19 protein-coding genes are annotated in these 17,090 nt (G+C 68.1%); 6 read left to right on the plus strand and 13 right to left on the minus strand.

Features of this window, described 5'->3' with window-relative positions; genetic code table 11:
- Nucleotides 1-143: 143 nt before the first annotated feature.
- Nucleotides 144-818 (minus strand): 2OG-Fe(II) oxygenase, encoded by a 675-nt coding sequence (locus HV798_RS04535; protein ID WP_175191180.1) that lies wholly within the window; start codon nt 816-818, stop codon nt 144-146.
- Nucleotides 815-1,468 carry a DNA-3-methyladenine glycosylase family protein gene (locus tag HV798_RS04540; RefSeq protein ID WP_246288573.1) on the minus strand — a complete coding sequence of 218 codons (654 nt, stop codon included), beginning with the start codon at nt 1,466-1,468 and terminating at the stop codon, nt 815-817. Before HV798_RS04540 ends, HV798_RS04535 begins: the two co-directional genes overlap by 4 nt.
- A 240-nt stretch (nt 1,469-1,708) precedes the next feature.
- Here HV798_RS04540 and HV798_RS04545 point away from each other — a divergent pair, with 240 nt between their 5' ends.
- A complete protein-coding gene (locus HV798_RS04545; RefSeq protein WP_175191178.1) occupies nt 1,709-2,398 on the plus strand; it encodes an HAD family hydrolase in 690 nt (229 codons plus the stop codon).
- 75 nt (nt 2,399-2,473) lie between these two features.
- On the opposite strand, the gene HV798_RS04550 is transcribed toward HV798_RS04545, so the two are convergent.
- The 3 genes from HV798_RS04550 to HV798_RS04560 all read right to left on the minus strand — a co-directional run bounded on the left by HV798_RS04550 (nt 2,474) and on the right by HV798_RS04560 (nt 5,716).
- Entirely contained in the window at nt 2,474-3,247 is a 774-nt protein-coding gene (locus tag HV798_RS04550; RefSeq protein ID WP_025139254.1) for a short-chain dehydrogenase/reductase, read from the minus strand.
- 174 nt (nt 3,248-3,421) lie between these two features.
- On the minus strand, nt 3,422-4,459 hold the full coding sequence (gene rtcA / locus HV798_RS04555; RefSeq protein WP_175191177.1) for an RNA 3'-terminal phosphate cyclase: 1,038 nt from the start codon (nt 4,457-4,459) through the stop codon (nt 3,422-3,424).
- A gap of 27 nt (nt 4,460-4,486) precedes the next feature.
- Nucleotides 4,487-5,716 carry an RtcB family protein gene (locus HV798_RS04560; RefSeq protein ID WP_025139256.1) on the minus strand — a complete coding sequence of 410 codons (1,230 nt, stop codon included), beginning with the start codon at nt 5,714-5,716 and terminating at the stop codon, nt 4,487-4,489.
- Nucleotides 5,717-5,916: 200 nt separating this feature from the next.
- Between HV798_RS04560 and rtcR the strand changes: the two genes are divergently transcribed.
- Both rtcR and HV798_RS04570 read left to right on the plus strand, forming a co-directional pair.
- Nucleotides 5,917-7,545, plus strand: coding sequence for an RNA repair transcriptional activator RtcR (gene rtcR / locus HV798_RS04565; RefSeq protein WP_175191176.1), 1,629 nt, complete (start codon nt 5,917-5,919; stop codon nt 7,543-7,545).
- A 96-nt stretch (nt 7,546-7,641) separates the two neighbouring features.
- On the plus strand, nt 7,642-8,181 hold the full coding sequence (locus HV798_RS04570) for an MgtC/SapB family protein (RefSeq protein WP_025139258.1): 540 nt from the start codon (nt 7,642-7,644) through the stop codon (nt 8,179-8,181).
- An 18-nt stretch (nt 8,182-8,199) separates the two neighbouring features.
- Here HV798_RS04570 and HV798_RS04575 read toward each other — a convergent pair whose 3' ends face one another.
- The 3 genes from HV798_RS04575 to HV798_RS04585 form a co-directional block, all read right to left on the minus strand.
- Nucleotides 8,200-8,586: a VOC family protein gene (locus HV798_RS04575; RefSeq protein WP_025139259.1), complete on the minus strand. Its 387-nt coding sequence runs from the start codon at nt 8,584-8,586 to the stop codon at nt 8,200-8,202.
- A gap of 95 nt (nt 8,587-8,681) precedes the next feature.
- Nucleotides 8,682-9,674 carry a formylglycine-generating enzyme family protein gene (locus tag HV798_RS04580; protein WP_175191175.1) on the minus strand — a complete coding sequence of 331 codons (993 nt, stop codon included), beginning with the start codon at nt 9,672-9,674 and terminating at the stop codon, nt 8,682-8,684.
- A gap of 70 nt (nt 9,675-9,744) precedes the next feature.
- Nucleotides 9,745-10,614, minus strand: coding sequence for an AraC family transcriptional regulator (locus tag HV798_RS04585; protein WP_175191174.1), 870 nt, complete (start codon nt 10,612-10,614; stop codon nt 9,745-9,747).
- A gap of 116 nt (nt 10,615-10,730) precedes the next feature.
- On the opposite strand from HV798_RS04585, the gene HV798_RS04590 reads away from it, so the two are divergent.
- Nucleotides 10,731-11,273 carry a carboxymuconolactone decarboxylase family protein gene (locus HV798_RS04590; protein ID WP_175191173.1) on the plus strand — a complete coding sequence of 181 codons (543 nt, stop codon included), beginning with the start codon at nt 10,731-10,733 and terminating at the stop codon, nt 11,271-11,273.
- Nucleotides 11,274-11,328: 55 nt separating this feature from the next.
- Here the strand turns inward: HV798_RS04590 and alkB are convergent, their stop codons facing one another.
- The 3 genes from alkB to HV798_RS04605 all read right to left on the minus strand — a co-directional run bounded on the left by alkB (nt 11,329) and on the right by HV798_RS04605 (nt 14,328).
- A complete protein-coding gene (gene alkB, locus HV798_RS04595) occupies nt 11,329-11,988 on the minus strand; it encodes a DNA oxidative demethylase AlkB (RefSeq protein ID WP_175191172.1) in 660 nt (219 codons plus the stop codon).
- A gap of 1 nt (nt 11,989) precedes the next feature.
- Complete coding sequence (locus tag HV798_RS04600) at nt 11,990-12,685, minus strand: 2OG-Fe(II) oxygenase (protein WP_175191171.1); 696 nt, start codon at nt 12,683-12,685, stop codon at nt 11,990-11,992.
- A 101-nt stretch (nt 12,686-12,786) separates the two neighbouring features.
- On the minus strand, nt 12,787-14,328 hold the full coding sequence (locus tag HV798_RS04605) for a phospholipase D family protein (protein ID WP_175191170.1): 1,542 nt from the start codon (nt 14,326-14,328) through the stop codon (nt 12,787-12,789).
- Nucleotides 14,329-14,419: 91 nt separating this feature from the next.
- Between HV798_RS04605 and HV798_RS04610 the strand changes: the two genes are divergently transcribed.
- Both HV798_RS04610 and HV798_RS04615 read left to right on the plus strand, forming a co-directional pair.
- Nucleotides 14,420-15,007 (plus strand): helix-turn-helix domain-containing protein, encoded by a 588-nt coding sequence (locus tag HV798_RS04610; RefSeq protein WP_175191169.1) that lies wholly within the window; start codon nt 14,420-14,422, stop codon nt 15,005-15,007.
- A 9-nt stretch (nt 15,008-15,016) separates the two neighbouring features.
- Entirely contained in the window at nt 15,017-15,553 is a 537-nt protein-coding gene (locus HV798_RS04615) for a GNAT family N-acetyltransferase (protein WP_175191168.1), read from the plus strand.
- Nucleotides 15,554-15,617: 64 nt separating this feature from the next.
- On the opposite strand, the gene HV798_RS04620 is transcribed toward HV798_RS04615, so the two are convergent.
- The gene (locus HV798_RS04620; protein ID WP_025139268.1) at nt 15,618-15,950 is read right to left on the minus strand and encodes a hypothetical protein; all 333 of its coding nucleotides are present in this window, start codon (nt 15,948-15,950) and stop codon (nt 15,618-15,620) included.
- A gap of 138 nt (nt 15,951-16,088) precedes the next feature.
- A complete protein-coding gene (locus HV798_RS04625) occupies nt 16,089-16,991 on the minus strand; it encodes an alpha/beta fold hydrolase (protein ID WP_175191167.1) in 903 nt (300 codons plus the stop codon).
- Between the last annotated feature and the right edge of the window lie 99 nt (nt 16,992-17,090).

A 17,090-nucleotide genomic window follows, 5' to 3' on the forward strand; every position in this document is an offset into this window, starting at 1 on the left:
AGGACTGAATCCGCATCAATGCCGGCTTAGGCCAAATTTCCCGAAAAAACATCAATATTTTGATGTTAAGGGCATGAAATAGTTTAAATATTGACGTTTTTAAGGGTCAAAGATGGTGTGGCCGCTCTACCTGGTGGCGCGTGTCACAGCGGCCCCAACGGCAGTTCCAACCCCACCCGCACCCCGCTGCGCACGCGGCTGATGGCGTGACGCAAGGTCGCGCGGTAGTCGCCCTGCGCGCCGCGAATGGGGCGGTGCGCGGCGGCGATCAGGGCGGCGTCGCCCAGGGCCAGCGGCAGTACCAGAGGGCGCGATTGCTGGCGGGGGCGTTGCTCGGTCATGACGAATTCGCCGCCCGTGAAGTCGTGGCCCGGGGCGGTCAGCAGGGCGACCAGCCGCAGCGGAAAGGCCGATTCATCGGCGTCGTATTCCAAGGGATGGGAATCGTCTGCTCGCAGGCGGTGGATCATGGCGGGGTTCGGCAGCGCCGGCGGCAGGCTGTGCGTGTCGCGCCCCAGCCGCTGCGCCCAGGTCTGCGCCAAGGCTTCAAGCCGCGCATGCAGCGCCGCCTGCAATCCTGCCAGCGCCGTGGGCATGGGCGCATCAAGCGAGGCGCGTTCGCCTTGCCCGGCGGGGGTGGGCAAGCGGTGGACGCCGTTGGCGTTGCCATCGCCCTTGTGGTTGTCGAGCCGCTGCGCCAATTCCCGTGCCTGGGTGGGCGTAAACAATGCGGGCAATAGTGCCCAGCCTTCAGCATCCAATTGCTGTTCGATGCGCGCCCAGTCGTAACGGTCCAGGCCCTGAGCCACCGCGCTCATGCGGCCTCCGTCGGCGTTGCCGGCATGCGCCACAGATACCACGCCGCGATGGTGCGATAGGGGCTGAAGGCCTCGCCGATCGTGCGCATCTGGGCGGGCGAGGGCGCCTTGTCCAGCCGCTTCAGGCGGCGATAGCCTTCGCGCACGCCGTAGTCGTCCACCGGCAGGATGTCCATGCGTTCCAGCGTGTAGATCAGCAGCATCTCTACCGTCCAGCGGCCCACGCCGCGCAGCGCCACCAGGCGTTCGACCAGCGCATCGTCCGTCATCGCCAGCGCTTCGTCGCGGCCGGGAATGACGCCGTCCAGCGCCGCCTGGGCGATGCCGCGGATGGTGGCCAGCTTGGAGGCCGAAAAGCCGCAGTCGCGCTGCGCCTGCGGGTCGGTGCCCAGCAGTGCGGCGGGCGGCGGAAACGTCTGGCCAGGGTACAGCGCCAGGAATCGCCCCAGGATCGCGTCGCCGGCGCGCGCATGCAGTTGCTGGTAGGCGATTGCGCGCACCAGCGCCTGGTAAGGGTCGCGCGCCGGCCGCGATTCGTGGCGGCACGGGCCGATGGCGGTGACGTGGCGGGCCCAGTCGTCGTCCAGGGCGGCCAGGTGCTTGGCGGCACGCCTGTACAGGGCGGTGGGCGGCGGCGGAATCGGGGGCACTGCGGCGGCAACGGCCGCGGGCGTCTTGCGGGCGGATAGGCGGGCAGATTGGCGGGCAGGCTTGGGCGGCGAGGCAGCGGGGACGGATTTCGGTGGCGTCATGGACGACGGGGCGTGGCAGGGGGAAGGACAGCATAGCGGCCCGCGCCGGGATTGGCACTCCGGTGCTTGCCATCGCGGCCGGCTGTTGCGGTGCAGTATGCTCTAGGGCTTCCCGGACCCTTTCCCCTGCTGCCCGCAATGACTGATTTTCCCTTTGACGCCGTGCTGTTCGACTGCGACGGCGTGCTGGTCGATTCCGAACCCATCACCGCCCGCGTCCTGACCGAAATGCTCAACGAGCTGGGTTGGGCGATCACGTTCGAAGAGGCCACCCGCATCTTCACCGGCAAGGCGGTGCGCGACGAGCTGCCCCTGATTCAATCGAAGACCGGTGTGGCCTTGTCGCCCGACTGGTTCGCACAGTTCCGCGAACGCCGCAACGGCGCGCTGGACCGCGAACTGCTTGAAATTCCCGGCGCGCCGGATGCGGTGCGGACCCTGCACCAGGCGCTGGATGGCCGCATCGCCGTCGCCTCGGGGGCCGACCGCCGCAAGGTCGAACTGCAACTGGCCAAGGTTGGCATCGCCGACTGCTTTGGCGAGCGAGTCTTCAGCGGCCATGAAATGCCGCGCAGCAAGCCGTTTCCCGATGTGTACTTGGCGGCCGCCAGCGCGTTGGGCGTGGACCCGGCGCGCTGCGCCGTGGTCGAAGACACCGTCACCGGCGCCACGGCCGGCGTGGCGGCGGGTGCGACGGTGTTCGGCTACAGCCCCGACGCCAACGGCCACAGCAGCCCCGAGGCCCTGCGCAGCGTGGGCGTGGCGCATGTGTTCACCGACATGAAGCAATTGCCGGCCCTCTTGGCCGGCTGGGCCGCGGCGCGCTGACGCGCCGGGTCTGAGGCCGGAGGCCCATCGGGCAAGGCCCGGGCCGCCGGCGGCGCTTCGATCTGCCCGCCGGATTCAGCGGGCGTACTGCTCGCCGCCGTCCAGGTCGATGACCGTGCCGCTGAGATACCCCGCCCGGGGCGATGCGCCGAACACCACCATGTCCGCCACTTCCTCGGCTTCCATCAGGCGGCCGAAGGGCAGGTCGGACAAGGTTTCTTCCCAGCGCGATTCATCTCCCCAACGCGCTTGCGCCCGCTGTTTGGCCAGCGTCAGCACGCGGTCGGTGCGGGTGCGCGACGGATTCACGCCGAACACGCGCACGCCGTGGCGCGGCGCATCGCCGCCCAAGGCGCGCGTGAAGGCGATCAGCGAGGCGTTGGCGGCCGCGCCGCAGATGTAGTCGGCGCGCGGGGCCGACCCGGCCATGCCGATGACGTTGGCGATGACGCCCGTGCCGGCCTGCCGCATCAGCGGGTAGTAGTGGCGGGCCAGGTCGATGTAGCCGTGCACCTTCAGTTCCCAGCCTGCGCGCCAGCGGTCATCGGCCACCTGGTCCAGCGCGCCGCCCGGCACCGCGCCGGCGTTGTTGACCAGGATGTCCACGGCGCCGGCCTCATCGAGCACCCGCGCGGCGGCGCCCGCCTGGGCCAGGTCCAGCGCCAGCGTGCGCACCGCCTTGCCCGTCTGCGCCTGGATCGCCTGGGCCGCAGCCTGCAGCGCCGCGCCGTCGCGCGCGACCAATATCGGCTCGGCGCCTTCGCGCGCAAAAGCCGTGGCGCAGGCCAGGCCGATACCCTTGGATGCGCCTGTCACCAGCACGCGCTTGCCTTGCAGCTGCAAATCCATCCGAAGCTCCTAGCGGTCGCGTCCGCGGACGAGATGCCGGGGCGCGTTGGGAAATCGACCCGGGCAACCCGGTGTCGTACAGCGCTGTTGTAAACCAGATGCCCTTGCCGGAACAGCCGTGGCCGATGCCATGCAACGGCCTGCCGGCATTCAGGACGACGTCTGCACCGGCATTCAGGCCGGCACAATATCGACGCGATGTCCGCCCGCCTGTGCGGCATGGCGGATGACCACGGGCAAGAAGCGTTCGATCACCGACGCATTCGTGCTGGTATGCCCCGTGATCTCGGTGCAGGTGAAATGCGCCGGTTTGCCGCTGTCGTACACCGCCAGCGCCAGCAGCAACAGCCATTGGTCGGCCAGGTGCGGCCCCAGCGCCGCATCGCTGCCAAGATACGCGCCGACCTCGCGCGCCAGCGTGCCGGCCACCGTTTCCGCGTTGACGCCCTTGGCGCCGTACGCAGTGAACACCTCGGTGACCTCGGTGTGCGCCAGCGTCGCGGTCAGCGCATTGCCGGGGCCTTCGTTCTGGTGCGAGGCGGCGACCAGCAGCTGGTCTTGCGTCCAGCCCAGCTGCTCGGCCAGCACGTCCAGTTCGCGCCGCGCAATGGCGCGCGGCAGGCCCGCCACGATGCATTCCGCGGACAGGCTTTGCACCGCGCCGCGCTGCGCGATATTCACCGGCGCGAGGCCGCCTGCCGCAGGCGTGATCTCGGCCATCACCATGCCGCCACCGGCCGGGTAGAAGCCGCGGCGGCGCAGGTCCAGCGCCAGCTCCGCGCCCAGCTTGCTCGCCAGCGGCGCATAGGCGCGCGCCAGGAAATCGAACGACGGCGCCAGCGGGTTATGCGTGCCGCCCTGCAGTTCCAGGCGGCTGGGGCCGTCGGCCCGCAGCAACGCCGGCAGCACGGTCTGCAAGACCAGCATGCAGCTGCCGGCGCTGGCGATCGCGTAGCGGTAATCGCCCGCGCGTATCGGGCCTGGCGCAAAGCGCAGCTGTTGCGAGCCGAGTTCGGCGCCTTCGCACTCGGCGCCGCTGATCTGCATCGCCGCCTGCACGCAGGCCAGATGCTGGCGCATCAGGCCGGGCTTGGAACGCTTGGCGCGGATGCGCTCGATGCGCAGCGGCACGCCGGTAATCATGGAAAGCGCGAGCGCGGTGCGCAGCACCTGCCCGCCGCCTTCTCCTTCGGAACCATCCAGTTCAATCATTGCCATTCTTCTTGTTCAACGTCTTGTTCAACCCTTCACGCACACGATCTGCTTCAGGGTGTAGACCACTTCCACCAGGTCCTGCTGCGCCTGCATCACGGCGTCGATGTCCTTGTACGCCATCGGGATCTCGTCGATCACGTTGGCGTCTTTGCGGCATTCCACGCCTTCGGTCGCGGCCACCTGGTCGGCCACCGTGTACAGCTTCTTGGCCTTGGTGCGGCTCATCTTGCGGCCGGCGCCGTGGCTGCAGCTCATGAAGCTTTCCGGGTTGCCCTTGCCGCGCACGATGTAGCTCTTGGCGCCCATGCTGCCCGGAATGATGCCCAGCTCGCCCGCTTTGGCGCTCACCGCGCCCTTGCGGGTCAGCAGCACCTCTTCGCCGAAGTGGGTTTCGCGGCTGACATAGTTGTGGTGGCAGTTCACCGCTTCCATGTGCGCCTCGAACGGCTTGCTGATCACCGAGCGCACCGCGCCCACCAGGCGATGCATCATCACTTCACGGTTGGCGCGCGCGAACTTCTGCGCCCAGCCCACCGCACGCACATAGTCGCCGAAGTATTTCGAGCCTTCCTCGAAGTACGCCAGGTCCTGGTCGGGCAGGTTGCGCTGGTGCTGTTCGGCGTCTTTCTTGGCCAGCTCGATGAACATCGTGCCGATGGCGTTGCCGACGCCGCGCGACCCCGAGTGCAGCATGAACCACACCGACCCCGCTTCATCCAGGCACACTTCGATGAAGTGGTTGCCGGTACCCAGCGTGCCCAGGTGCTTGTAGTTGTTGGTGTTGCGCAGGCGCGGGTAGTCCTGGCACAGCGCTTCGAATTCGGGCGACAGGGCGCGCCAGGCGATATCGGTTTCATCGGGCGGCGTTTCCCACGACCCGTGGTCGCGGCCGCCGCGGCGCGGCGAGATGCCGTGCGGCACGGCCTTCTCGATGGCCGCGCGCAGCGGGCCCAGGTTGTCCGGCAGGTCGTTGGCGTGCAGCGTGGTCTTGCACGCCATCATGCCGCAGCCGATGTCCACGCCCACGGCGGCCGGGATCACGGCCTTGATGGTCGGAATCACCGAACCCACCGTGGCGCCGATGCCGTAGTGCACGTCCGGCATGGCCGCGATGTGCTTGTAGATGATGGGCAGGCGGGCGGCGTTTTCCAGCTGCTGGAGGGCTTCGGCCTCGACCGGCACGCCCTCGGTCCACATTTTCACGGGAACGCCCTGGGCGCCTTGGTGCAGCTTGTACGTCATGTTCTTCTCCATTGCATAGTGAGGGGCGGCGGGCCTTGCGCGCCGCCTGCTTCTATCTATGCAATCACCGTGCCAGCTTTTGAAAATAGCCTGCATGAATGTTGCAAGCCTTTGATGTGAAAGGGATTAGTGTGTGTCGCGGCAGGGTTGCCTGCGGCGGGGTGTATGTCTAGAATCCTGATAACTTATAAATATAGCTAGAAATATAGAAAATGAAACCAATCGTGGTCGTGGGGTTCATCGGCACGCAGCTCGATTCCGGGACGGGGCCGGCCCGTTGGGAAAAATGGCGTCCCACCGTCGCGCTGACCCAACACGAAGACCGCGTCATCGCCCGCATGGAACTGCTCTACACGGCCCGCCACCGCCGGCTGGCCGAGCTGATCCAGGCCGACATCGCGGCCGTGTCGCCGGAAACCGTCGTCAACCTGATCGCAGTCGAACTGGCCGACCCCTGGGACTTCGGCGAGGTCTACCACTGCCTGTACCAGTGGGCGCGGGCCTATCCGTTTGACGTCGAGCGCGAAGAATACTGGGCCCACATCACCACCGGCACGCACGTGGCGCAGATCTGCCAGTTTCTGCTGGTGGAATCGCGTGTGTTGCCCGGCGTGCTGGTGCAGACGGCACCGCCGCGGCGGCAGCGCCCGGGCCAGCCGGGCGACCTGGCGCTGATCGACCTGGACCTGTCGCGCTATGACGTGATCGCCCAGCGCTTTGCCGACGACCAGCGCGATGCGGTCGACTTCCTGAAGCGCGGCATCGCCACGCGCAACGCCAAGTTCAACGCGCTCATCACAGAGATCGAGCGCGTGGCCTTGCGCTCGCGCGCGCCCATTCTGTTGGCCGGGCCCACCGGCGCGGGCAAGTCGTTCCTGGCGCGCCGCATGTTCGAACTGAAAAAGGCCCGGCACCATATCGCCGGGCCGTTCGTCGAGGTCAACTGCGCCACGCTGCGGGGCGACACGGCCGCGGCAGCCTTGTTCGGCCACAAGAAGGGCGCCTACACCGGCGCGGCCGCCGACCGCGCGGGCCTGCTGCGCACCGCCCACGAAGGCGTGCTGTTCCTGGACGAAATCGGCGAGTTGGGCGTGGACGAACAGGCCATGCTGCTCAAGGCCATCGAAGAACGGCGCTTCTACCCCGTGGGGGCCGACCGCGAGGTCGAAAGCGACTTCCAGCTGATCGCCGGCACCAACCGCGACCTGCGGCGCGAGGTCGCGGCGGGGCGTTTTCGCGAAGACCTGTACGCCCGCATCAATATGTGGACCTACGACCTGCCCGGCCTGGCCGCGCGGGCCGAAGACATCGAACCCAACATCGACCACCTGCTGGCGGCCTACGCCACCGAGCACCACCGGGCCGCGCGTTTCAACGTCGAGGCCCGCCAGGCCTACCTGGCCTTCGCGCAAAGCGCGGATGCCCCCTGGCGCGGCAACTTCCGTGACCTGTCGTCCAGCATCGCACGGCTGGCCACGCTGGCCGAAGGCGGACGCATCAGCCTGGAATTGGTAGAAGCCGAGATTTCCCGACTGCGCTGGCTGTGGCAGCGCGACGGGCAGGACACGGCGGCCACGCCGGCTGCGCCGGACCTGCGTGCGTTGCTGGGCGATGCGCGCCTGGACGCCATGGATCTGTTTGACCAGCTGCAACTGCAAGCCGTGCTGCAGGTCTGCGCCCAGGCCCGCAACCTGTCGGACGCCGGCCGCAAGCTGTTCCAGGCGTCCCGCACCGAACGCAGCGTGGTCAACGATGCGGACCGCCTGCGCAAGTACCTGGCCAAGCATGGACTGCATTGGGAGCAGTTACGGGGGGACGCGGCCTTGGGGGCGAGCCTGTAGGGCCAGGCCCGTACGGCTGCTATGCTGGTTCCGGCTGGCACGGCGATGCCCTTTGCTGCGTCATTCAGCGTTCACCCCCCTTGCCCGGAGACGGCGATGTCGGAAATCTGGTTGGAAGTCTGGACCACCTTGCGCAGCGAATTCGCCGATATCCCGGATGTCGGCGAAGCCACGCGCATCGTGCTGCGCCTGGGCATGGCGGTCATCCTGGGCGGTCTGCTGGGCTACGAGCGCGAGCGCAGCGGCAAGGCGGCCGGCCTGCGCACCCACATGCTGGTGGCGCTGGGCGCGGCGATCTTCGTGCTGGTGCCGCTGCAGAACGGCATGCAGGTGGGCGACCTGAGCCGGGTGCTGCAGGGCGTCATCGCCGGCATCGGCTTTCTGGGCGCGGGCGCCATCATCAAGCTCAGCAATGAACGCGAGATCCGCGGCCTGACCACGTCGGCCAGCATCTGGATGACGGCGGCCATCGGCGTGGCCGCGGGCATGGGCCGCGAGGCCACCGCCGTGGCCAGCACCTTGATGGCGTTGTTCGTGCTGGCCGTGTTGCGGCGGGTCGAGGCGCGCATTGCCGGCAAGGGCGCCAAGCGCGTGATCGAAAACGAAAAAGGCCTGGTCGAACGCGACAAGGCCTGAAGGGGTTGGCCTGCTGCCCTACTTCTTCAATTGCACCAGCACGAACTCGTTGCCGTACAGGTCGATGAAGTGCGCATACACGGCGAAATTGTCGTGCACCGGTTCGCGCGTGAACCGCACGCCCCGGGCAGCGAAGCGGGCGTGGTCGCGCACCACGTCGTCGGTGTAGAACACGCCCACCGGCTGGCCGCCGGTCTGGTCGCCCACGCGGTCGCGTTGCGCCTGGGTCTGGGCCTGCAACAGCCACACGCCCACCGAGGGCTGTTCGGGCAGCCGCAGGTGCACGAAGCGTTGCTGGCCCACGGCCATGTCGACGAACACCTCCATGCCCAGCTTGTCCTGGTAGAAAGAAATGGCGGTGTCGTAATCGTTGACGAGCAGGACGAGACGGCCCAGCGAGTGCATGTCAGGACTCTCTTTGTAGTGGTATGTGCGGCTATGCTAACCGCTATACGGCAGGGGCTGTTGTCACGGCCCCCGGCGTGATCGCTGTGCGGGCATCAGTCGGCTTCGCGCAACAGGCGAAAACCCACCAGCGGATAGCGTGTTTCGGCGGTATTCCAGTTGCGGTAGGCCGACCGCACGTACAGCGCCCAGGTGTGCCACGAGCCGCCGCGGCGCACCCGCACATTGCCGCTGGCCGGGCCTTGGGGGTCGTCTTGGGGAGATTGGGCGTAATAGTCTTCGCCGTACCAGTCGGCCACCCATTCCCAGGCATTGCCGTGCATGTCGTACAGGCCGAAGGCGTTGGGGGCGTAGGTGGCGACCGGCGCGGTGAAGGTGTGGCCGTCGCTGCGCGGCGCCGCAAAGGCCTGCCACTTGGGCCACAGCGGCGCCGCGTCCGCGTCGAAGGTATTGGCTACGCCGGGCAGGCCGGCGGGATCGTCGCCGTGCTGATAGCGGGTACGGCCGCCGGCCCGCGCGGCGTATTCCCATTCGGCTTCGGTGGGCAGGCGGTAGACGCGGCCTTCCTGCTGGCTGAGCCAGCGGGCCAGGGCGGTGGCGTCGTTCCAGCTGACGTTGACCACGGGGTGGTCATCCGTCTGGGCAAAGCCGGGGTTACGCCACGAATAGCGAGTATCGCGCCCTTCGAAGGCGTCGCCGCGTTCGGTCTTGTCGGGGTCGTAGGCGGCGTTGTAGCCGTAGCCGCCGGTGCCGTCGGCCTCGGATTCGGGCACATAGCCGGACGCCTCGATGAAGCGGCGGAACTGGCCCACGGTGACCTCGGTGCGTTCAAGGTAGAACGGGCGGGTGATGCGCACCGTGTGCACCGGGGCTTCGTCGAACAGCTGGGCGAAGCGTTCTTTCGGGTACTGCGGGAAGTCGCGCGCCAGGGCCTCGGGCGTTTCGTCGCTGCCCATCTGGAATGTGCCGGCGGGCACATGCACGAAGGTCATGCCCAGCGAGTTTTCGACCAGGGCAGGCGGTTCGGCCGACCAGGCCGGCACGGTGGCCAGCGTACAGAGCAATGCCAGGGCGATGGGTAGGCGCATGACGGGCCGCAAGAAAGGAAAGCGCAGATAGTAGGCCCCCGGCATCGCCGCCGCCAGCCCTGGCGAACCCTCACTCGGGAACTACTGAATCCAGCCACGCACGCGGCGAGGCGCCCAGCTTGCGGCTGAAGGCCCGCGACAGGGCCGAGGCATTGGCATACCCCAGTTCCGCAGCAATCGCCTTGACCGGGCGGCCGTCGCGCAGCCGCGACTGAGCCAGCGCCAGGCGCCAGTCGGCCAGGTAGTCGGCCGGCGGCTGCCCCACGGCGTCCTTGAACGCCGCGGCGAAGGCGCTGCGCGACATGCCGGCGTGGCCGGCCAGGTCGGCCAGACTCCAGGGCGCGCCAGGCGTCTGGTGCATGGCGACCAGGGCGCGGGCCAGCCTGGGGTCGGCCAGGCCTGTCATCAATCCGGCCTGGATGCCGGCTTCGGCGGGATGGTCGATCAGCCAGCGCAGCAGTTGGATCAGCACCACTTCAAACAGCCTGTCGGCCAGCAGGCGCTGGCCGCAGCGCACGGATTCGGTTTCGGCGAACAGCAGCGCCAGCGCCTGTTCCAGCCCGTGCACGCGGGCCAGCGGCAGCGCGATCAGCGCCGGCAGCGCGCGGACCAGCGGATTGCGTGCGCCGCCGTCGAAATCCAGCGTGGCACAGGTGAAGTCGGAACCGTCTTGCGGCGGGTTGTGGAAATCATGCCGCACCGGGCGCGGGTAGAACAGCAGCGTCGGTTCGGTCAGCGCCAGCCGCCGCGGCAGGCCCGCGCCTGCCGGGTGCCGCACTTCCATCTGGCCGCACCGCAATACGTGCAGGAAACCGCGGCCGGTCTCGGGAGCAAAGCGGGTCAGCCCGCACATCGGGCCGCTGTGGAACAGTCGGGCGCGGGCGCGGAACTGCTCCAGCAGGGCGGACAGGCGGTCGACGGGGGCGGGGGGCGCGGGCATGGACGAATAGATATGTTTAGTGGACGAAAGGTATCCAATACTACTGCGGAAAGCGGAATACTGGGTTCCAGCCAGCAGCCATTCCGGCCTGGCCCTTCAACCCCAAGGAACCCCTCATGTCCCGCATTCCGCTTGTCGATGCCACCTCTGCCCCGGCTGCCAGCCGCGACATCCTGCGCCAGATCCATGGCGCGTTCGGCGCTACGCCCAACATGTTCCGCGCGGTGGCCAACTCGCCCGCCGCCCTGCAAAGCATGTGGGCCGCGTTCGGCGCCCTGGGCAGCGGCGTGCTGCCCGCGCAACTGGGCGAGAAGGTCGCCGTGGCCGTGGCCGACAGCAATCGCTGCGAGTATTGCCTGGCCGCGCATACGGCGTTGGGCAAGAAGGCCGGCGCCAGCGCCGACCAGATGGCTGCCGCGCAGGCCGGCCGCGCCGACGACCCGCAGACCGCCGCGGCGCTGGATTTCGCGTTGAAGCTGGTGCGCGACCGCGGCCAGTTGCGCGACGCCGACATCGCCGCGTTGCGCCAGGCCGGTTTCGACGACGGCCAGATCGTCGAGCTGTTGGCGCACGTGGCGCTGAACCTGTTCACCAACTACGTCAACGTGGCGTTCGACGTGCCGGTGGACTTTCCGAAAGTGGCGCTGCGCGCGGCCTGACAGGACGGTGGATGCCGGTTTGAGGACCCGGCCGGGCACCACGCCGTGTCAGTCCTCAGCCGGCACGGCGGATCGTGAAGTTGATCCGCCGGCTGCCCAGCAGCGGATGCGGATGATCTTTCAACGGCATCACGCCATGAAAGCGCAGCCGGTCCACGCCGCCCCAGACCACCACGTCGCCATGCAACAGCGGCACGCGCTGGCTCTTGTCGGCGCGTTCGTGGCCGCCGAACAGGAACACCGCCGGCATGCCCAGCGAGACCGAGACGATCGGCCAGCCATAGTCGCGCTCGTCCTTGTCCTGGTGCAGCGACAGGCGCGAGCCGGGTTCGTAGCGGTTGACCAGGCAGGCATCCGGCGCAAAGCCGGGAAAGCCGGCTTCGGCGGCGGCGCGCCGCGCCAGGTCGTCGAAGGCGGCGGGCATGTCGGGCCAGGGCTGGCCCGACAACGGATCGTTGCGGCTATAGCGATAGCCGTGCGCATCGGTCGTCCAGCCATAGCGGCCGCAGTTGGTCAGCGCCACCGACATGGTGTAGCCGCCCGGGGTGACCATGTTGCGAAACGGCGCCTGTTGCGTCACGGCGTCCACGCCGGCCAGCAGCGCTGCCGCGTCGGGCAGGGCATAGCCGCGCAGCACCACCGATTGCTCGCCCAGCATTTCACGGCCCGATTGCGCGGTGTCGTCGTCGCCGAACAGATCCAGGGTAGGGCCCATGTCAGGTCGCATCATGGAAGATCACGCCCAGCGTATGGCGACGCCCTTCGCGCAAGGCGCTGACGCCATGGCGCATGGCCACGCGGCGCCAGCCGCGCGCGCCGGCCACTGGGCGCTGGTTGACGGTGAAGACCAGCGCATCGCCCTGTTGCAGCGGCAGCACTTCGGCGCGCTGGCCGTGGCTGTCGGTCTCGGTCATGACGAATTCTCCGCCGGTGAAGTCTGCGTCCGGTTGCGACAGCAGCACGGCGACCTGCAGCGGAAACACGTGTTCGCCATACAGGTCCTGGTGCAGGCAGTTGTAGTCGCCCGGGCCGTACTGCAGGATCAGCGGCGTGGGCCGGCGCTGGCCGGCCTGGTGGCAGCGCGCCAGGAACGCGGCGTGGTCGTCCGGGTACTGCACGGCAATGCCCATCTGCTTGTTCCAGCGGTTGGCGATGGGCGCCAGGCGCGGATACAGGGCGGTGCGCAGATTGTGCAGCAGCTTTGGCAAGGGGTAGGCGAAGTATTTGTATTCGCCCCGGCCAAAGCCATGGCGGCTCATGACGATGCGGCTGCGGTAGCGCTCGTCGTCGACGTAGGCGGCGGCCAGCGCCTGGCACTGTGCGGGCGTCAACAGGCTGGCCGCCACGGCATGGCCGTGCGCGTCCAGGTCGGCGGTGATGCGGGTCCAGTCCAGGGTGTCGAGCTTGCTCATGGGGGTTACAGCAAAGGGCGCTACAGCAGATACGGGATGCGGTTCAGTCTACGCCGCGGCGACAGGCGCTGCACTCCGTAAGTTGCCTTCGAGACGTCGGCCTACAGCAACGATTCGATCGGCAGCAGCGACACGAACCACACCGAAAAGCGCTTCCACGCCGTGGTGCCGGGTTCGGTGTCGTGGCGGATCGTCTTGCCATCGCGCTGCTCCAGCCAGTAGAGCGCGCCCTTGTCGTCCAGGCACACCCGGTAGGCGGTGAGCGGAACCTCGTTGTCGAAGGCCTCGGCGATGCGGCGCGCCAGCGTGGGGCTGTCTATCACAAAGCCCAGTTCGGTGTTCAGCCGCGCCGAACGCGGGTCGAAATTGAACGACCCGACGAACACGCTATGCCCGTCCACCGCAAAGGTCTTGGCGTGCAGGCTCGACCCTGAACTGCCGAATGGCCCCAGGCTCTTGTTGCGCTCGGCGCCCGCCTGGCGCTTCATTTCGAACAGCTCGACACCGCCGGCCAACAGGTCGCGGCGGCGCGACGCATAGCCGGAATGCACCACGGCCACGTCGGTGGCTTCCAGCGCATTGGTCAGCACGCGCACCTTCACGCCGCTTTGCGCCAGTTTCACGAAGGCCTCGGTGCCGCTGGCCGTGGGCACGAAATAGGGCGACACCAGTTCCACGTCCACCTTGGGCGTGCCGACGATCTCGTGCAGCTGGTGCGGCAGCATGGCTTCGGGCGGCGCGGTGCCCAGCGTCTTGCGCGGGTCGTCGCTGACCATGCGGGTATCGGCCCATTCCAGCGCCAATTCGCCGCGCAGCAGTTGCTGGATGAACGGCAGCTTGCGCATCGCCTCGGCGTAGGCGGCGGCCTCGGGCGATTTTTCGACGGTGCTGGCCGAGCGTTCCAGTTCGGCCAGCGCATCGGGGGCGGCGGGCTTGAGCAGGCGATCGACCGGGTAGGCCGATTCGCTGGCCCAGTAGCGGTCGAAGTCGGTCGACACGTCGTTCACAGCCGCGCCGATGGCCAGCACGTCCAGGTCGGTGAACAGCACGCCGTTGGCCGCGCCGAAGTATTCGTCGCCGATGTTGCGGCCGCCGACGATGGTGGCCTGGTTGTCGGCGGTGAACGACTTGTTGTGCATGCGCCGGTTCAGGCGCCGGAAGTCGGTCAGGTAGCCGACGAACTTGGGCCAGCGCACCACGAACGGGTTGTACAGGCGCACCTCGATATTCGGATGTGCATCCAGCGCCGCCAGCACCGCGTCCAGCCCGGCGGTGCCGTTGTCGTCCAGCAGCAGGCGTACGCGCACGCCGCGGTCGGCGGCCTCGTGCAGGGCTTCGAGCAGCATGGTGCCGGTCATGTCGCCATGCCAGATGTAGTACTGCACGTCCAGGCTGCGCTGGGCGGCGCGCGCCAGCATCATGCGCGCGGCGAAGGCGTCATAGGCGTCGGCCAGCGGGTGGATACCCGATTTGCCCGGGTGCTCGGCAGCCAGCGGCGCGATGGCGCGGCCCAGCGGCGTATCGCGGGAGGCTTCCGGAGTGAGCGCCTGCGAGGCATTGCGATGGTCCAGGGGCGGCAGGCTGCAGCCCGTCAGGAAGCCAAGGCACAGGACAGTCAGGGAGACGAATCGGGCGGTATGCATACGCCGTATTGTGCCGAATTGTCGACAAGGCGGTCGGGTCAGGCAAAGACAGGGCTTGACGGTTTTCCGTATTTGGGAGAAATTCCCATATATGGAAAATTCATCGATATCGGGCACGCCGACCCAAGACCCTGACCTGGACCAGCGCCTGGCCGGCCGGCTGAAGGCGTTGCGCCTGGCGCGCGGCTGGTCGCTGGACGAACTGGCCGGCCGCGCCGGCGTCAGCCGCGCCACGCTGTCGCGCCTGGAAAACGCCGAAGTCAGCCCCACCGCCAACGTGCTGGGCAAGCTGTGCGGCGCCTATGGCCTGACCATGTCGCGGCTGATGCGCATGGTCGAAGACGATTTCGCGCCGCTGGTGCCCGCCGCCGCGCAGGCGCTGTGGGTCGACGACAGCACGGGCTTCACGCGCCGGTCGGTATCGCCGCCGTCGCAGAAGCTGGCCGGCGAAGTGCTGGCCTGCGAGCTGGCCGCCGATGCCCACATCCGCTACGACCAGGCGCCGCGCGCCGGCATGGAACACCACCTGGTGATGCTGGAAGGCGAGCTGTCCCTGACCGTCGATGGCCAGGCCTACACGTTGGCGCCGGGCGACTGCCTGCGCTATCAGCTGCAAGGCGCCAGCGCTTTCGATACCCCGCCGCATTGCGGCGCCCGTTACCTGCTTTTCATTGTCTGAGACCCCGTCATGTCCCTTGCCACGCTTGAATATCTTCGCCCCTCTGCGGACCAGGCCCGCGATCTTCTGCCCGGCCTGGCCGCGCTGCTGCAGGCCTGCGTGGAGGACGGCGCCAGCGTCAGTTTCGTGTTGCCCTATACGCAGGAAGACGCGCAGGCCTTCTGGCGCGACAAGGTGCTGCCGTCGGTGGCGGCGGGCAAGGCCTCGCTGCTGGTGGCCGTGCAGGATGGCCGCGTGGCCGGTTCGGTGCAGCTCGATTGCGATACGCCGCCCAACCAGCCGCACCGCGCCGAAATCCGCAAGCTGCTGGTGCACCCGGACTTCCGGCGGCGCGGCATTGCGCGACGCCTGATGCAGGACGCGGAAAAGCTGGCGGTGGAACAGGGCCGCAGCCTGATCACGCTGGACACCCGCACGGGCGACAGCGCCGAGCCGCTGTACGGCTCGCTGGGCTATGTGGCGGTGGGGGTGATACCGGGATTCAGCCGCGATGCGCGTGATCCGTCCAAGGTGGACGGCACGACGATCATGTACAAGGCGGTGTAGTCAGGTCAGGGGTAGCGCATGCGCCGCGGCGGCTGGCGGTCCCGGCTGCCCAATGCGGCGGCGATCAGGCCAGCGGCTTGATGCCCACGCTGTAGGGCGGGGCGTTGCCGCGGGCGGCGGCCTTGATCTTCAGCATCGAGCCGCCGGGCGTGTATTCGAATTCCTGGAAGGGCACTTCGAACCACTGGTGAAAGCTGGTGCGCGAGAACTCGGGCACCCAGACCTTGGGGCGCTTGGCGTCGCAGTGGAATTCCACCAGCGTGCAGTCGATGTTCAGCGGCCGGGTGTTGCCGATGCGGTAGCTGACGCGCAGATCGGCGCCTTCGGTGCTGCCGGGGCGCCAGGTCAGGCCGACCGATTCCATGAAGTGTTCAATCGCCTCAATGCCGCGATACATAGCTGACTCCGAATGCTGTCGGGCAGAGGCGCCCGAGAAAAAACCGCCGACGTTGCGGCGGGAAACATCCGGGATTATCCGTCATTCGCCGCTTTCCTGCCGGGCAGGGGTGGCTGCCGGCCGTCTTGACGGGCGGATTCAGCGGGCCGCGGGCCAGGTCGCGCAGAACTTCAGGATGGCGTCGGCCACGGCCTGCGGCGCTTCGCGCTGCGGGAAATGCCCCACGCCGTCCAGCACCCGGCGTTCGAAGCCGCCGGTGAAATAGTGGGCCCGGCCTTCGGACGTGGCCGGCAGGTTGCAGGTGTCGGCGCCGCCGTGCAGCACCAGGGTCGGCACCGCCAGTTGCGGCGCGGGCGTCAGCCGGGCGTTGTCGTCGGCATACGCGGGGTCGCCGGCCACGAAGCCCCAGCGATGGCGATAGGAATGCAGCACCACGGCGGCCCAGTCGGGGTTGTCGAAGGCGTGCGCGGCCTGTGCGAACTCCGCTTCCGTGTACCAGCCGGCGGGTGACCAGGTATCCCACATGTAGCGCGTGAAGGCTTGCGCATCGTCGCGCACGGTATCCGCGCCACGCGGCGTGGCCATGAACCAGTGATACCAATAATTGCGGGCTTGCTCCAGCGCCAGCGTCTGCGACGGATCGTTGGTGCCGTACCCGATCGACAGCAACACCAGCTGCGCGGCCACGTCCGGTTGCAGGCCGCAGGCGTTGGAAGCGGCGCGTGCGCCCCAGTCGTGGCCCACCAGCAGCGGCCGGGCCAGCCCCAGCGCCGCGATGAAATCCAGCAGGTCGCGGCCCAGCGCCGCCAGTTCGCCGCTGCGCGGCGTGGCCGGGTCCAGAAAGCGCGTGGCGCCGAAGCCGCGCAGCGCCGGGCACAGCACTCGGTAGCCTTCAGCCGCCAGGCGCTGCGCCACCGTGTGCCAGCTTTCGGGGCTGTCCGGCCAGCCATGCAGCAGCACGGCGGTCCGTGCACCGGCAGGGTTCCATTCCAGGTAGGCGATGTCCAGTCGCGGGGTGCGGATCGTGGTGTAGGGGGCCATGGCATTGCGTCCTTGCAGTAGCGGGAAGGGTCACGATAGCGGCGTGCATGGTCATGATTGATGAATAATCCGGCTTTATTATCAACAAATCATGTATTG

The organism is Achromobacter deleyi, assembly GCF_902859705.1.
In the GTDB taxonomy this organism is placed as follows: Bacteria; Pseudomonadota; Gammaproteobacteria; order Burkholderiales; family Burkholderiaceae_B; genus Achromobacter; species Achromobacter deleyi.

What these genes read in the sequence shown, in the direction of transcription:
- rtcR (WP_175191176.1), top strand. Translation starts at nt 5,917, where the DNA reads ATGAAACCAATCGTGGTCGTGGGGTTCATCGGCACGCAGCTCGATTCC.
- HV798_RS04535 (WP_175191180.1), bottom strand. Translation starts at nt 818, where the DNA reads ATGAGCGCGGTGGCTCAGGGCCTGGACCGTTACGACTGGGCGCGCATC.
- HV798_RS04620 (WP_025139268.1), bottom strand. Translation starts at nt 15,950, where the DNA reads ATGTATCGCGGCATTGAGGCGATTGAACACTTCATGGAATCGGTCGGC.
- HV798_RS04610 (WP_175191169.1), top strand. Translation starts at nt 14,420, where the DNA reads ATGGAAAATTCATCGATATCGGGCACGCCGACCCAAGACCCTGACCTG.
- HV798_RS04615 (WP_175191168.1), top strand. Translation starts at nt 15,017, where the DNA reads ATGTCCCTTGCCACGCTTGAATATCTTCGCCCCTCTGCGGACCAGGCC.
- HV798_RS04580 (WP_175191175.1), bottom strand. Translation starts at nt 9,674, where the DNA reads ATGCGCCTACCCATCGCCCTGGCATTGCTCTGTACGCTGGCCACCGTG.
- HV798_RS04605 (WP_175191170.1), bottom strand. Translation starts at nt 14,328, where the DNA reads ATGCATACCGCCCGATTCGTCTCCCTGACTGTCCTGTGCCTTGGCTTC.
- HV798_RS04575 (WP_025139259.1), bottom strand. Translation starts at nt 8,586, where the DNA reads ATGCACTCGCTGGGCCGTCTCGTCCTGCTCGTCAACGATTACGACACC.
- HV798_RS04590 (WP_175191173.1), top strand. Translation starts at nt 10,731, where the DNA reads ATGTCCCGCATTCCGCTTGTCGATGCCACCTCTGCCCCGGCTGCCAGC.
- HV798_RS04545 (WP_175191178.1), top strand. Translation starts at nt 1,709, where the DNA reads ATGACTGATTTTCCCTTTGACGCCGTGCTGTTCGACTGCGACGGCGTG.
- alkB (WP_175191172.1), bottom strand. Translation starts at nt 11,988, where the DNA reads ATGGGCCCTACCCTGGATCTGTTCGGCGACGACGACACCGCGCAATCG.
- rtcA (WP_175191177.1), bottom strand. Translation starts at nt 4,459, where the DNA reads ATGATTGAACTGGATGGTTCCGAAGGAGAAGGCGGCGGGCAGGTGCTG.
- HV798_RS04560 (WP_025139256.1), bottom strand. Translation starts at nt 5,716, where the DNA reads ATGGAGAAGAACATGACGTACAAGCTGCACCAAGGCGCCCAGGGCGTT.
- HV798_RS04585 (WP_175191174.1), bottom strand. Translation starts at nt 10,614, where the DNA reads ATGCCCGCGCCCCCCGCCCCCGTCGACCGCCTGTCCGCCCTGCTGGAG.
- HV798_RS04570 (WP_025139258.1), top strand. Translation starts at nt 7,642, where the DNA reads ATGTCGGAAATCTGGTTGGAAGTCTGGACCACCTTGCGCAGCGAATTC.
- HV798_RS04600 (WP_175191171.1), bottom strand. Translation starts at nt 12,685, where the DNA reads ATGAGCAAGCTCGACACCCTGGACTGGACCCGCATCACCGCCGACCTG.
- HV798_RS04625 (WP_175191167.1), bottom strand. Translation starts at nt 16,991, where the DNA reads ATGGCCCCCTACACCACGATCCGCACCCCGCGACTGGACATCGCCTAC.
- HV798_RS04550 (WP_025139254.1), bottom strand. Translation starts at nt 3,247, where the DNA reads ATGGATTTGCAGCTGCAAGGCAAGCGCGTGCTGGTGACAGGCGCATCC.